9 protein-coding genes are annotated in these 13,979 nt (G+C 38.1%); 2 read left to right on the top strand and 7 right to left on the bottom strand.

Annotated elements, in window-relative coordinates:
• Positions 1-174 precede the first annotated feature (174 nt).
• Entirely contained in the window at positions 175-2,643 is a 2,469-nt protein-coding gene (gene lon, locus KO02_RS11295; RefSeq protein ID WP_038698376.1) for an endopeptidase La, read from the top strand.
• 188 nt (positions 2,644-2,831) lie between these two features.
• Here lon and KO02_RS23785 read toward each other — a convergent pair whose 3' ends face one another.
• The 6 genes from KO02_RS23785 to KO02_RS11270 form a co-directional block, all read right to left on the bottom strand.
• Positions 2,832-2,978, bottom strand: a complete 147-nt coding sequence (locus tag KO02_RS23785; protein WP_158500285.1) for a hypothetical protein — start codon at positions 2,976-2,978, stop codon at positions 2,832-2,834.
• Between the two features lie 536 nt (positions 2,979-3,514).
• On the bottom strand, positions 3,515-5,140 hold the full coding sequence (locus tag KO02_RS11290) for an arylsulfatase (RefSeq protein ID WP_051959883.1): 1,626 nt from the start codon (positions 5,138-5,140) through the stop codon (positions 3,515-3,517).
• Between the two features lie 20 nt (positions 5,141-5,160).
• Positions 5,161-6,750 carry an arylsulfatase gene (locus KO02_RS11285; RefSeq protein WP_038698374.1) on the bottom strand — a complete coding sequence of 530 codons (1,590 nt, stop codon included), beginning with the start codon at positions 6,748-6,750 and terminating at the stop codon, positions 5,161-5,163.
• Between the two features lie 26 nt (positions 6,751-6,776).
• Complete coding sequence (locus KO02_RS11280; protein WP_200878638.1) at positions 6,777-8,243, bottom strand: RagB/SusD family nutrient uptake outer membrane protein; 1,467 nt, start codon at positions 8,241-8,243, stop codon at positions 6,777-6,779.
• A 13-nt stretch (positions 8,244-8,256) separates the two neighbouring features.
• On the bottom strand, positions 8,257-11,313 hold the full coding sequence (locus KO02_RS11275) for a SusC/RagA family TonB-linked outer membrane protein (RefSeq protein WP_038698372.1): 3,057 nt from the start codon (positions 11,311-11,313) through the stop codon (positions 8,257-8,259).
• 575 nt (positions 11,314-11,888) lie between these two features.
• Complete coding sequence (locus KO02_RS11270) at positions 11,889-12,539, bottom strand: DUF1349 domain-containing protein (RefSeq protein WP_038698370.1); 651 nt, start codon at positions 12,537-12,539, stop codon at positions 11,889-11,891.
• A 98-nt stretch (positions 12,540-12,637) separates the two neighbouring features.
• Between KO02_RS11270 and KO02_RS11265 the strand changes: the two genes are divergently transcribed.
• Positions 12,638-13,408 (top strand): LuxR C-terminal-related transcriptional regulator, encoded by a 771-nt coding sequence (locus tag KO02_RS11265; RefSeq protein ID WP_038698368.1) that lies wholly within the window; start codon positions 12,638-12,640, stop codon positions 13,406-13,408.
• 24 nt (positions 13,409-13,432) lie between these two features.
• On the opposite strand, the gene KO02_RS11260 is transcribed toward KO02_RS11265, so the two are convergent.
• The gene (locus KO02_RS11260; protein WP_144243315.1) at positions 13,433-13,852 is read right to left on the bottom strand and encodes a hypothetical protein; all 420 of its coding nucleotides are present in this window, start codon (positions 13,850-13,852) and stop codon (positions 13,433-13,435) included.
• Positions 13,853-13,979: the final 127 nt, after the last annotated feature.

The following is a 13,979-nucleotide window of genomic DNA, read 5'->3' as shown; positions in this document are numbered from 1 at the left end:
GCATAGACTGCCTTTTTTTCTTATAGGAGTGTCTTATTGTGTGATTCAAATTCAAATACGAGCTTGGCACCTTACTTGCAATAGCCTAATTCATTATTTAAAAATAACTTTTTAGCAGTTTTGCGACATGTTGTCATAAACTGACATAAAAACATAAATATACCCGAACATAATATGAGCAAATTCGAAACATTTGATTTCAATCAGGCGATTCCCATTATATCTGAAGATACCGAGTTCTTTCCATTATTAAGTCTGCACGATGAAGATGAAATGCGCAATGCAGAAATTCCGGAGTCACTCCCTATTTTGTCCTTACGCAATACAGTCTTGTTCCCAGGTGTGGTAATTCCGATTACAGTTGGACGCGATAAATCTATCAAATTAGTTAAAGAAGCTTATCAAGGAGATAAAACCATAGGTGTCGTTGCTCAGAAAGACATGTCTATGGAAGACCCTACCATCGATGAATTATATCAAATAGGAACAGTAGCACATATCATCAAGGTATTACAAATGCCTGACGGTAATACGACCGTTATATTACAAGGTAAACAGCGATTTAAACTGCTAGAAGCAGTTCAGACTGAACCTTACCTCAAAGCAAACGTAGAAAAATATAAAGAAGAGAAGCCTAAATCAACGAAGGAGTTCAAAGCTTTGATTGCGACATTAAAAGAGATGGCGCTTCAGATTATTCAATTATCGCCAAACCTACCAAGCGAGGCAGGTATCGCAATCAAAAATATTGAAAGTCCTACTTTCTTAATTAATTTTATCTCTTCCAATATCAATGTTGATTTAATTCAAAAACAACAATTATTAGAGCTTTTAAATGCAGATGAGAAAGCACGTCTACTATTAGAGTTCTTAACTTCAGAAATTCAAATTTTAGAATTAAAGAATCAGATTCAGAATAAAGTTAGAGTAGACTTAGATAAACAGCAGCGTGATTATTTCTTGAACCAACAATTGAAGACAATTCAAGAAGAATTGGGTGGCAATACTCCTGATTTGGAGATAATCGAGCTTCGAAAAAGAGCATCCAAGAAAAAATGGAATGAAGTTATAGCTAAGCATTTCGATAAAGAAATTGAAAAACTGGCACGTATCAATCCGGCAGCTGCAGATTATTCTGTACAGATTAACTACTTGGAATTGCTACTTGACTTGCCTTGGAATGAATTCACGAAAGATAATTTTGACCTTAACAGAGCACAGAAAGTTTTGGATAAAGATCATTACGGGCTAGATAAGGTCAAACAACGTATCATTGAATATTTGGCTGTTCTGAAATTGAAAAACAATATGAAAGCACCTATTCTGTGCTTGGTAGGCCCTCCGGGGGTTGGTAAAACATCGCTGGGTAAGTCTATTGCAAAAGCTTTAGGACGTAAATATACGAGAATGGCTCTTGGAGGAGTTCGCGATGAAGCAGAGATACGAGGACACCGTAAGACTTATATTGGTGCAATGCCAGGGCGTATCATCCAATCGTTAAAAAAAGCAGGCGCATCAAACCCAGTTTTTGTATTGGATGAAATCGATAAGATGAGTGCAGATTTCAAAGGTGACCCATCATCGGCACTATTAGAAGTTCTAGATCCAGAGCAAAATACCACTTTCTATGATCATTATGTTGAGATGGAATTCGATTTATCAAAAGTCATGTTCATCGCTACAGCCAACTCATTGAACAACATCCAGCCTGCGTTGTTAGATCGTATGGAAATCATCGAAGTCAATGGTTATACCATTGAAGAGAAGATTGAAATCGCGAAGAAACATTTACTTCCAAAACAGCGTGAAGCCCATGGATTGACGGCAAAGGATGTTTCTTTGAAAGCTAAAATAATTGAAAAAATAATTGAAGAATATACACGCGAGTCAGGTGTCCGCGGTCTAGAGAAAAAAATAGGCTCTACAGTTCGTGGAATCGCTACCCGTATCGTGATGGAGAAAGAATATAATGTCAATGTCAACGATAAAGATATAGTAGAGATATTGGGTGCTCCTATTTTCGATAAAGATAGTTATGAAAACAACGAAGTAGCAGGAGTCGTTACAGGCTTAGCTTGGACTTCTGTAGGTGGTGATATTTTATTTATTGAATCAAGCTTAAGTCCTGGAAAAGGAAAAATGAGTTTGACAGGTAATCTCGGCGATGTTATGAAAGAATCGGCTTCAATCGCTATGGCCTATTTACGTTCACATTCAGAAGAATTCAATATTGATTACCGTGTATTCGATCATTGGGATGTACATATCCACGTCCCAGCAGGCGCTACACCAAAAGATGGTCCTTCTGCAGGGGTTACGATGTTGACAGCACTTACATCTTTGTTCACACAGCGTAAAGTGAAAGAAAACCTAGCGATGACAGGCGAGATTACCTTACGTGGCAAAGTTCTACCTGTTGGTGGTATCAAAGAAAAAATATTAGCTGCAAAACGTGCAAACATTAAAGAGATTATCTTATGTAAATCCAATCAAAAGGATATTGAAGAAATCAAAGAAAGCTATATAACAGACATGAAATTCCATTATGTAACCGAAATGTCAGAAGTAATCGCTTTGGGATTGTTGAATCAAAAAGTAAAAAATGCTAAAAATCTGTTACAGTATCTAGACGAAAAGAAATAATTAGGTTATCGAGCAAATAAAAAGCCGCTATAAATTAATTTTTATAGCGGCTTTTACATGAGGCCCATTTTTTTTGACAGTGACATATGTGAAATAATAAATAAACGTGGAGGAAAGGTCTATAAACACAAAATGCTTTCTGTTTAGAAAAGCAAGTGTCTGATTTTAAATTTTAAAAGCTTTGAGAATTATTTCTCAAGCTTCTCATTTTCTTTTTTCGATTCAACGGGACGATCTTCTGTAATCTCCGTTTCCATAAATCCCCAGTTTGTCATGTAGTACATGTATGGGTTCAATTCGATTTTTGATTTTTTTGTTCTTTCTCTTTTTATCATATATATTGTTTTGATTATTAAATTAGATGCAAATACCGAGCCAAACTCGCTCAACTCTCTGTTTATATAACTATAATCGTATTTGCTTCAGTTACTTATAATGTAATATACGTTTTTTATTTGATATAAACAAATAAAAAAGCCAATTACTAAACTTTGATACATTAATTACTCCTTAATGCAGTACTAAGGTCTTTATTGTATAAGGTGTAAATGTATAACACTCATAAATACCGTATAGCGATGGCTTTCAAGCGGATCTATCCAGGGCACCAATGAAATTTTGAGTCAAACATAGAAACTCCGCTCTTGCATTGACTGAAACATTCAATAAGCAAGACATTATAAAATAGCATATCATCTTTCAATCAAGGAATGAGTTATATTGATGATGTAAAGATATAAACCAAGTCATGTTATCTGTCTAAGCGGGCAACATGACCTGGTGCATATTCAAAGAGTGTGTAAAAGCTTTATTGAATATATGCTGATTCTTTACTTCTTCATTTTATTCTTTATGATAAAGGATTTATACCTTAAAAACGGAATGCCGGGGCTGCAATTTCCTGCATCTTGCTTTTTCTGAATTCTTTCATCGATGCCGGTTCGCGATCCTCAAGCTCTGCGAAATCAACAACACCATTTTCTTTAGCCCATCTAAAATAAGCCTGTGACAATTGGGAAACAATATCATGATTTTGACTTGCAACATCTTTGATCTCTGTAGGGTCAACCTCCAGGTTATAAAGTTCCCATTTATAAGAGGGCCATGTCGAGATAAGTTTCCATTTACCAATACGAGCCGCACGATTACCCGCACGTTCCCAAAATAATCCCTCCGGCCTGTCGATTTGATTTACTTCAGTAAAAAGAACCGGTAAAAGACTTTTCCCTTTTAAAACATTCGGATTTAGCCCATGGTATATTTTTGGATATTTTACTCCTGCTAAAGCATAAAAAGTTGGCGCTAAATCGATAACATGTCCAACACCAAGCTTAATGGCATTCGCAGGTATCCGATTTGGGAACCAGGCGATAAAAGGAGTATTTATCCCGCCTTCATACGTATAATCTTTGAAAGATTTATAAGGGGTATTAGACGCATATGACCAATTTTTACTTTGTGACTCATAAGAGCCCAATGTACCGACGGAGCCCGTATTGACTCTAGCCCCATGATGCCATTTTACCAAATCTTCTGCAGGTGCGCCATTGTCTGATAAGAATACGATTAACGTATTATCCAATTGTCCATTATCTTTGAGCTTTTGTATAAGTTGGCCAATGCTCTGATCTAATCGATCCACCATTGCAGCGTATACTTCCATTTTCTCAGCCCACAATTGACGTTGATCAAACGACAAACGATCCCAATCGTAGATATCCTCATCCCGCACAGATAATTTGGTGTCTGGTGCAATTAACCCCAGCTGCTTTTGGCGTTCATATCTTTCTTGTCGGATTGTTTCCCAACCCTGGTTATATTTCCCTTTATATTTGGCAATATCCTGGGGCAAAGCCACAAGCGGCCAATGCGGGGCTGTATGTGCCAAATATAGGAAAAAAGGTTTCTTATCATCCTTAACCTGGTCCAAAAAGAGCAATGCATGGTGATTAATCACATTAGTCGCATAAGCCTCAGGCAACGGATATCCGAGCGAATCCGTTTTGCCTTTGAACCCGGGTGCACCCGAATCCGAGCTTTTTTCATCTTTTGGAAAAACAAGGTCAAATCCGCGTTGCCATGGAAGGCTGGTGCCTTTACCAGACACATGCCATTTACCAGAAGTGATGGTATTATAACCATTCTCTTTTAATACTTCTGCTATGGTTAACGACTCCTGATTGATGTATCCCTGATAAGCAGGTAAGCCCAGATCATTGGAAAAATAGCCCACTCCTGCTTTATGTTGGTATTGTCCAGTCAACAAAGAAGCGCGTGTAGGAGCACATATCGAATTGTTATAAAACTCCTGTAACCGTAATCCTTCCGATGCTAACCGATCCAGATTCGGAGTTTCGATTTCACTTCCATATGCCCCTAAATCCGAATAACCTAGGTCATCTGCTAAGATTAAGATGATATTGGGTTTCTTTTGCTGTGCTACACTTGGTGCTGTGAAACCAAGTATCAAATAAAGTATTGAAAATATTCTTTTCATTTCGATGTATATTTTAAGGATTAGCGAAATAAAGATTGAGCTTTGATACGATCATAGTTGACAACATTGTTTTCCTTAGCCCACGCTCGATATAGTTCTTCTAGCTGCTGTACTACTTCAGGATACTGAGAAGCTAGATTATGATTTTCCGCTCTATCCACATCGATGTTGTACAGTTCAGGTCTTCCACTCCTGTAAGTCGTTACCAACTTCCATTTTCCATAACGTACAGCACGATTACCGGCACGTTCCCAACATAATGCTTCCGTACGATCGACTTGGGTTTGATCCGTATTCAATAACTTTCGGAGACTTATTCCTGGGAGTTTATGCGTCTCAACATCATAGTTCTTGTTTGGATATTTCGCCTGCGCGTAATCATACAAAGTGGGAGCAATATCAATTATATGCCCTGTCCCCTTCTTAGTTACATTAGCTTTCACTTCCTTTGGATACCAGACAATAAACGGAGCACCAATACCACCCTCATAAGGATTATCCTTATAGCTGCGTAATGGCGAATTTCCGGTCTGTGACCAATTGCTATTCTGCATATCGTATGAACCTGCAGACCCCACAGGTCCAGAATTTCGACTGGTATAGATTCGAGCTCGGTCACCACCCTGCGCTCCATTGTCTGATAAGAATATGATAATGGTATTATCGGCGACATGCAGATCTGTTAATGTTTGACGAATCTTGCCAATGCTTTGATCCACGCGATCAATCATCCCAGCAAATACCTGCTGTCGACGTTTCCAATATTGCTGTTCGCTATAGGTCAGATTTTTCCATTCCTCCGTCAATGAATCTTTTGTTGTAACCGCTTGGTCAGCAGGAAAAACACCACGATCGATTGCATTTTCATAACGTTTGATACGTAAACTATCCCACCCAATATGGTATGTCTGTTGGTATTTTTGAGTTTCTTCTTCTGGCGCTTGTAGTGGCCAGTGTGGCGCATTAAAAGCCAAATATAAAAAGAATGGCTTTTTATCCTGTTGTTGTTCTTTCAAAAATCCAATTGCTTGTTCCGTAATTTCATCTGTCAAATAACGATCTTTGGGTAGATAAAAGGGTTTATTATTTCGATATAGGGGCACCGTCGCTTGCTCAGGAGCATTAATCTCATAAAAATTAGAGGCGCCACCCACAAAATTGAACGAACGTTCAAAACCGCGTTGAGCAGGCCACTGGTCAAAATCGTCGCCAACATGCCATTTACCCGACATGATAGTAGAATACCCAGCTTTTTGAAGTACCTCCGCCAAAGTTGGCGACTCTTTATTCAAAAAACCCTGATAAGCAGGGAGTCCCAAGTTTACATTGAAATAGCCAAGTCCAGCCTTATGCGAATACTGCCCCGTAAGCAATGATGCCCTTGTAGGCGCACAAATGGAGTTGTTATAAAATTCCTGAAAACGTGTTCCTTGGGCAGCCAATTCTGTTAGATTGGGAGTATGTATTTCTGAAGCACCATAGGGTTCAATATCTGAAAAACCCAGATCGTCCACCAGGATTAATATCACGTTCGGTCTTTTATCCTGTGCCCAAACAGCTTTATGACTGAAGGCGAATAAGAGTATCATTAAATAATAGTATCTTTTCATTGCTTAAAATCTTAATGGTAAAAAAGCTAATTATTGATCCAATCAGGATGTTGTTTGAGATTGGGATTTAAATTCAGTTCACGTTGTGGAGTTGGAAAATGGAGGTGTCTCGGAGCCGCATTGATTTTACCGGCAGCTTTTAATTTAGTAACATAATATGTTGCTCCCCGACGTACTAGGTCAAACCAACGTTGATATTCAAAGGTTAATTCCTTACGTCTCTCCTCAAAAACAGCTTCCCTAAATGTATCTTTGATTAAATCTGCTCCGACAGGGTCAATGTCGGCTCGTACTCTTACCTTATTGATCGCTGCCTGGGCCAAAGACGAGGGGCCATTGAGCTCATTCTCTGCTTCCGCCAGGATTAGCAACACTTCTGCATAACGGATGATAGGCAAGTTTTTAGATGATTGACTTTGGTTCCCTACGACACTTTCGTCATAATATTTATGAAACTGAGGCTTTGCCAATGCATAATACTTTCCATCTATCGGAGAGGTCATACCAATCGTAAAGGTGGTACTCAATCGCTTATCTTGGGAAGAAAAACTATTGTATAATCCACCCTCAGCATGCCATGCATCAGCATAATCACCATTGATACCAGGAATATCCGTCGGTGCCGATCGGCTTGCTAATGAATTCCCCTGATAACCACTATTACCTTTGAACTGAGCCGAAAAAATATGTTCGATACCGTTTTTCATATCGATGTTAAATACGTCAGTAAATTCGGGAAACAAACCATATCCTTCTTTATCGATGACTTCTTGCGCTTTTAATTTCGCATTAGACCAATCTTGTTGCGTCAAATATACCTTTGCCAATATGCTTTTAGCTGCACCAGAAGAAGCTCTCCCTTTATCATTATCACCATATGATTTATATTGAGGCAAATTTTCAGCATCCTTTAGGTCCGCTATAATTTGAAGGTAAACTTCCTTTTCAGTTGCCTTTGCAACATATAGCTCATCCCCTGATAATGATGTTGCTGGTTGAAGAACCAGCGGAACGGGACCAAACCAGCGAACAAGATTGAAATAATGCAACGCCCTCAAAAATTTAGCTTCATTGATCAAGCGTTGACGAATAAATTCATTTATTTTTTCAGTATCTATCTGCGCGATGTATTCGATATTTTGATTTGAAGCATTGATTGCATCGTAACTTTGTTTCCAAAGTTGCTCCATCCGGTCGTTGGAGGCATCATGAGTCAGATTACTGATAGCACGAACGTGCGCATTCCGCGCACGTGGTCCAGCTTCATAGTCATCCGTAGCCATCTCTACCGCAATTTGAAAAAGGCTATTATAAATCGACTGCCCACTTTCATACAATTTTCTGTAACTACCATTAACTGCAGATACAGCTTGATTTTCATTAAGATAAAATTGTTCGGACACCAGCAAGCTTTCAGGTTTTTCGTCAAGCTTTGAGCATGATACCGATCCAATTAGGATCGTACCAGCAAGTAGTATATGTGTAATTTTCACTAAAACCTCCGTGTTAAAATGTTAAGGATAAACCTAAAGTCAATGAGCGAGATGCTGGGTATATACCCGAATCTGTTCCAATCTGCACGTTACTACCTGAAGTCACTTCTGGATCAAAACCTTGGTATTTGCTCCAAGTCAATAGATTTTGGGCAGACAGATATACATTTAGATTAGAAATACCTGTCGTAGCCAATAGCTGCTTTGGAATGGTGTAACCAAACTGAAGTGATTTCAACCTGATGAAGGAACCATCTTCTACAAACTGATTGGAAAAAACAGGTGCCGGATCCAGTTTAGCTCTAGGATAAGTTTGACTAGGATTTGTTTCTGTCCATCTTTCTAAGGCATCTCTCGATGCATTTTGTTGACCCGTAAACATTTCCAGATTTTGTCGGTTGATATTAAGCAATTCGTTACCTATTGAACCTTGTAGTAATAAAGTAAGGTCAAATCCATTGTATGACAGGTTATTTGTCAATCCAAAGATAAAATCAGGTTGTGCATTTCCGATGATAGTGCGATCATTGGCCGTTGTAAATTTGCCATCGCCATCAATATCTTTGTAAAGACGATCCCCCGCTTTTGGTATTGCATTGCCTGTAAATGCCCCTTTGGTCGCTTCCTCTCCTTTTTGCAAGATTCCATCTGTCACCGTTCCGTAGAAAGTTCCCAATGGTTCACCTACTTTGATGATATAATTCCCAGTGATGTAGGATTCCGACTCCGCTCCAATGGTTAAGACCTTATTTCGATTAAACGAAAAATTCAAATCTGTGCTCCATAAAAATTGCCCTATCAGATTCTTGCTTTTAACACCTATCTCAAATCCTTTGTTGGAGACCGAACCAAAATTTTGTAAAGAAGACGCATAGCCAGATGTCCAAGGAATCTCGACATTCAACAGTAAATCTGTTGTCTTTTTATAATAATAGTCCATTGTAAACTGTAATCTACTGTTCAGTAGCGCAATGTCCATCCCACCGTCATATTGGTACGTCGTTTCCCATCCCAGGTTTTTATTCGGAATCCGTTGTGATGCAAAACCAGTGACTATTTTATTCCCAAAAAGATAGTTCAAGTTGTATAATGTGGAGAGTGATTGATATTGACCGATTTCTTGATTTCCTGTAGTTCCAAAACTTGCTCGTATCTTCAGATCGCTGATTGCAGGAAAAGTGGTTTTGAAAAAACGTTCATTACTTGCTCTCCAAGAAATGGCCAAAGAAGGAAAGTTTCCCCATTTATTATCCGCACCAAATCGGGAACTTCCATCACGTCGTATACTCGCCGACACATAATATTTATTGTTATAATTATAATTTATTCGCGCTAGGTAGGAATGTAGTATCCAAGAATGGGTGTCAGAATTGGGCCGCACAATCGTTGATCCACTTTCTAAACTATTGTACAATAGATCATCCGTCACAAAATTTTCAGCCCCAGCATTAAATACTTCATTTCTTGCTTCCTGCTGTGTAAAGCCTACTAATACATTCAAATTATGTTGTTCAAAAGAACTTGTATAGTTGAGGGTATTTTCATTCAGCCATGAGTATGTATCTAGATTTCCCAAACCTGCTATTCCATTATTCCCAGACCCTTCATAAATATTAGAAGGCAGATAAAATTTATCTGTTCTATTATTCAGATCAACACCGAACAGCATCTTTGCCTGCAATCCTTTGATAATATCATATTGGGCAAAAGAAGTTCCCAACACACGTAATGCATTCGAAGTATTCGTAGTTTCTTTTAAAGTTGCAATTGGATTTGCGAAAATATTTTCAAAAGGATTCCTCAAGGTATACGAACCATCAGCATCGTATATTGTTGCTGTGGGTGGCATTATGAGCAATGCGTTTACAATTCCTGATGGAGCTACTTGAGAAGTCGTTCTGTTGATTGAGATATTAGTACCAACGTTTAACCGTTTAAAAGGATTTGCATTGATATTTGATCGAAAACCTAAGCGGTTAAAGTCTGTGTTTTTAATTACTCCTTCTTGATTAAAATAGTTTGCTCCGATAAAATACTGAACCTGTTCTGCACCACCGGATAAGGAAAGTTGCTGGTTGTTTAGCTTTCCCTTTTGAAAAGCCTCTTCCTGCCAATTGGTTCCCGCTCCCAATTGATTGATTTGCTGCTGTGAAAGGTATTGGAATTTTCCTAAATTCGGATTGGCATCACTGAGCGCTTCATTACGAAGAGCAGCAAAATCAGGAGCATTCAAGACATTTATTTTTTTCAAGACCTGCTGCTGACCAATGCTTCCATCATAATTCAATTGCACCCGACCTGCTTTACCTTTCTTAGTAGTAACTAGAATTACGCCATTAGCACCACGAGAACCGTAGATTGCCGTGGCAGCAGCATCTTTCAATACTTCGATACTTTCTACATCACTAGGATTGATGCTGGACAAGGGGTTGACGGGCGTTCCACTTCCCACACCCGTACTTTCCGTTTGATTATATATTGGAAAACCGTCAATGACATATAGCGGTTCATTTCCTCCCTGAATAGATGCCCCGCCTCGGATACGGATACTTACACCTCCCCCAGGCTGACCTGATGTCTGTGTAACCTGAACGCCCGATATACCACCCTTCAAAGTTTGATCTAAAGAAGCTACATTTTGTTTAAGTAAAGATTCAGACAACGAAGCCACAGATCCAGTGAGGTCTCGACGTTTCTGTGTGCCATAGCCAACAACCACGACCTCGTCGAGATCTTCTGTTGTTGGACGCAGTTCAATGACAGCGGGAGAAGCATTGACAACAATTTTTTTCTTTTCATATCCGACAAAAGAAAGAATAAGGGTAAAAGGAAGCTTTTGACCTGTCACAAATTGAAACCGCCCCTCACCATCTGTTTTTACGCTGTGCGTAACAGCCTCTAGCTGAATGGTAACACCCGAAATGGGTTCTTTATTAGAAGCATCAATCACCTTGCCCACCAAAGAGGCATTGATAATTGGCTTAGGTTCTTCTTGGGCAAAAAGAGCATTTATGCCCAATATAAAGAACAAAATATGTATAGAATACCGAAGTACTCCTAATTTTTTCATAGTTTTACGATGTTTTATAGTGAATACTTACAAGTGCCAACGCCAATTGAAAACTTGTTGTTCATGAATTGAAAACTTGGGGAGGCCTATGGCTTCCCTATTTTTTTAAGAAGATTTTTTTAGGATTAGATACACATTCGCATCCGAGTTGATAGGCAATAAAGGATGACTTGATCAGCAAAGGAGACTGTTCTTTCTGATGGTTTAGAGAAGTTGTTTTTCATAAACTTTGTTAAATAATTAATACTGATTTAGAATTCGTTGCCAACGCCAATTGAATAACGACAAAGCAAATATAAAAATAAATTCCAAAAAGTCTACTAGATTAGTAGATTTAATACAACAATCTATATTATGCCCTTTATACCCCCTTTAAATCGTTATGTTTTGGATATATCTCTTGATTAATTAATCCGCTCATTTTATCGTTCAGATGACAGTTTTTTTATCTATAAACGGAAAAACCGGACATCGCAAAAAAATGCAATAGTCCGGTTCTATTATAATGACCAAATCAGCGTTATTGGCCTTGTTATTCACCTATAAAGCTACAGTTGATATATACTGAACATAGATTAATCAGCGTTATCTTTTAACCATTTCAAACGTCGTTGATCTGCAAGATGCTTGACAGAAAAGTGTTCAAATGTTGCATCAAAGCCATTTCCGTCGGGACAAGCGGCCATTAAACCAACCATTACTGGTGTATTATCCTGAAGATAAGCATTACGCATCATCGTATATGTTTTATCATCAAAAGAATAAAAAATCTCCACAGCATCTAATCTTCTAACCGCTTTGATCCATACATAAGGAACTGCACTATCCAAGCTGATGATGCTCCAGTCGCTTGTACGATGTGTTACTACCGTACTTAGATTATATTTTCCATCCACAAACTCGATTCCGGCTTTAATATAATTCTCCTTATCAATTCTTAGCATGAGCCCCATTTGGTCAAAACGTGCTTTATAATCGGCAGATATCTTTACTTTAGTTTCAAACTCACCACCATATGTTCCATAATAAAAGGGCGCATCGTCAACGGTAAAACCATAATGTGATATGCGCCAATAATCACTCTGTGGTGTCACAAATATTTTGAGTGCATTATCCTTTACTTCCCACTTTGCAGGCTCGTTGAACCATTGCATTTTTGTTAGATTTTGTGCTACCGCCCATTGTTGGCACACTACGGCCAAAAAGACCAATACGAGTTTCTTCATCTTGTTTTATCAAAAATAACCTTATAATTCTTTACTTTAGCAAAGGTATACGAGTATTTAATGATAATCAATACTGATTAATAACCATTTTTTACAACATGAACAACATTGCAAGCATCCTTAATGATCAGCTTTTAAAACAGGCATTTGACCAAGAACCAGATGCTTATAGACAGCTTGAGCAATGTCAGTGTATGGCACAGCTCTATGCGCATGTTGAAAATTCAATTGCAGTACTAAGCGATCTAAAGAGTGAAAAAAGCTATCTATATTATGGTGGTATTGCCTCGGCATTAGGGCTATCTGATCAGGATATCTGTTCGGAAATTGATTCCATATGGGAAGATGCTATTTTCAACCTCATCCATCCCGATGATCTATTACAAAAGCACATGTTAGAATTGCAGTATTTTCATTATATAAAGCATGTACCACATACCAAACGATACGATTACCATGTAATCAGTAAGATTAGGATGCGTCATCAATCCGGGCAATACATATGGATATCACACCGCATGTACTACGTCCGTAATTCGTCCAATGGTAGCATCTGGTTAGCTTTATGTTTATATAATTTCGCTCATTTCTCAGAGCAGACCGAATCCTACGAAGGATGTATTGTCAATAGTGTCACAGGCCAGATTATTCAGTCGGAAAAGCAAGAAAGTGGTAATCTATTATCTAAAAGAGAAATAGAGATCCTTCGTCAGATTAAAATTGGTAAGCGAAGTAAAGAAATCGCCGATGTGTTTTCCATTAGCATCAATACTGTCAACCGGCATCGACAGAATATTCTTGAAAAACTACGTGTTAACAATTCCATAGAAGCATGTCGTGTAGCATCCTCCTTAAACCTGCTCACTTAATTAATACGGAGAGGCTTTGAATATTTACTTTCCTTTTGGAAACTCTTCACGCACTATTAAATCGGGAATCAGCACAAGTTTTCTTTTCTCCCACCGCTGGAAAATTTCTTTCGGTATTTTCATTTTTAATAAACTACTTACCGGTCTTCCTGATTGCAATCCTAACTGCCATCTTTTCTGAATTTTCAAGAAGTCTCTCAAAATTGAATCTTGGGGAAGATCATTTGTTTGAACCAAAGAACCATTTATTGATATTATAACATTAAAAACATAATCTGAATATAACTTTTCATTCTTTAAAACACCAATTTGATACAAGGAATCTAAATAATTAACCCAATGAATCTTGGACTTATCTATTCCGTTTGGAGGTTGATGAAAAGCATCTACTGCTACAAAAGTATGAACTAGAGAGTCAGATGTGTTTTTTTCTTGTGCCTTCACAATATAGGCGCAGGAAAAAATAATGAAAATAAAAGAATAGACTATCCGCATCATAAGTGTAGTAATATGAAATATAACTTTACTAAATTAAGTTAACAATATTATACTAATATAGTTACTAATTAAG

The sequence above is a fragment of the Sphingobacterium sp. ML3W genome (assembly GCF_000747525.1).
Taxonomy (GTDB): domain Bacteria; phylum Bacteroidota; class Bacteroidia; order Sphingobacteriales; family Sphingobacteriaceae; genus Sphingobacterium.
This window is presented reverse-complemented; position numbering and strand designations above follow the sequence as displayed.

Excerpts from the sequence above, each read along its gene's own strand:
- KO02_RS11290 (WP_051959883.1), bottom strand. The coding sequence starts at position 5,140 with ATGAAAAGAATATTTTCAATACTTTATTTGATACTTGGTTTCACAGCA.
- KO02_RS11275 (WP_038698372.1), bottom strand. The coding sequence starts at position 11,313 with ATGAAAAAATTAGGAGTACTTCGGTATTCTATACATATTTTGTTCTTT.
- KO02_RS23785 (WP_158500285.1), bottom strand. The coding sequence starts at position 2,978 with ATGATAAAAAGAGAAAGAACAAAAAAATCAAAAATCGAATTGAACCCA.
- lon (WP_038698376.1), top strand. The coding sequence starts at position 175 with ATGAGCAAATTCGAAACATTTGATTTCAATCAGGCGATTCCCATTATA.
- KO02_RS11270 (WP_038698370.1), bottom strand. The coding sequence starts at position 12,539 with ATGAAGAAACTCGTATTGGTCTTTTTGGCCGTAGTGTGCCAACAATGG.
- KO02_RS11285 (WP_038698374.1), bottom strand. The coding sequence starts at position 6,750 with ATGAAAAGATACTATTATTTAATGATACTCTTATTCGCCTTCAGTCAT.
- KO02_RS11265 (WP_038698368.1), top strand. The coding sequence starts at position 12,638 with ATGAACAACATTGCAAGCATCCTTAATGATCAGCTTTTAAAACAGGCA.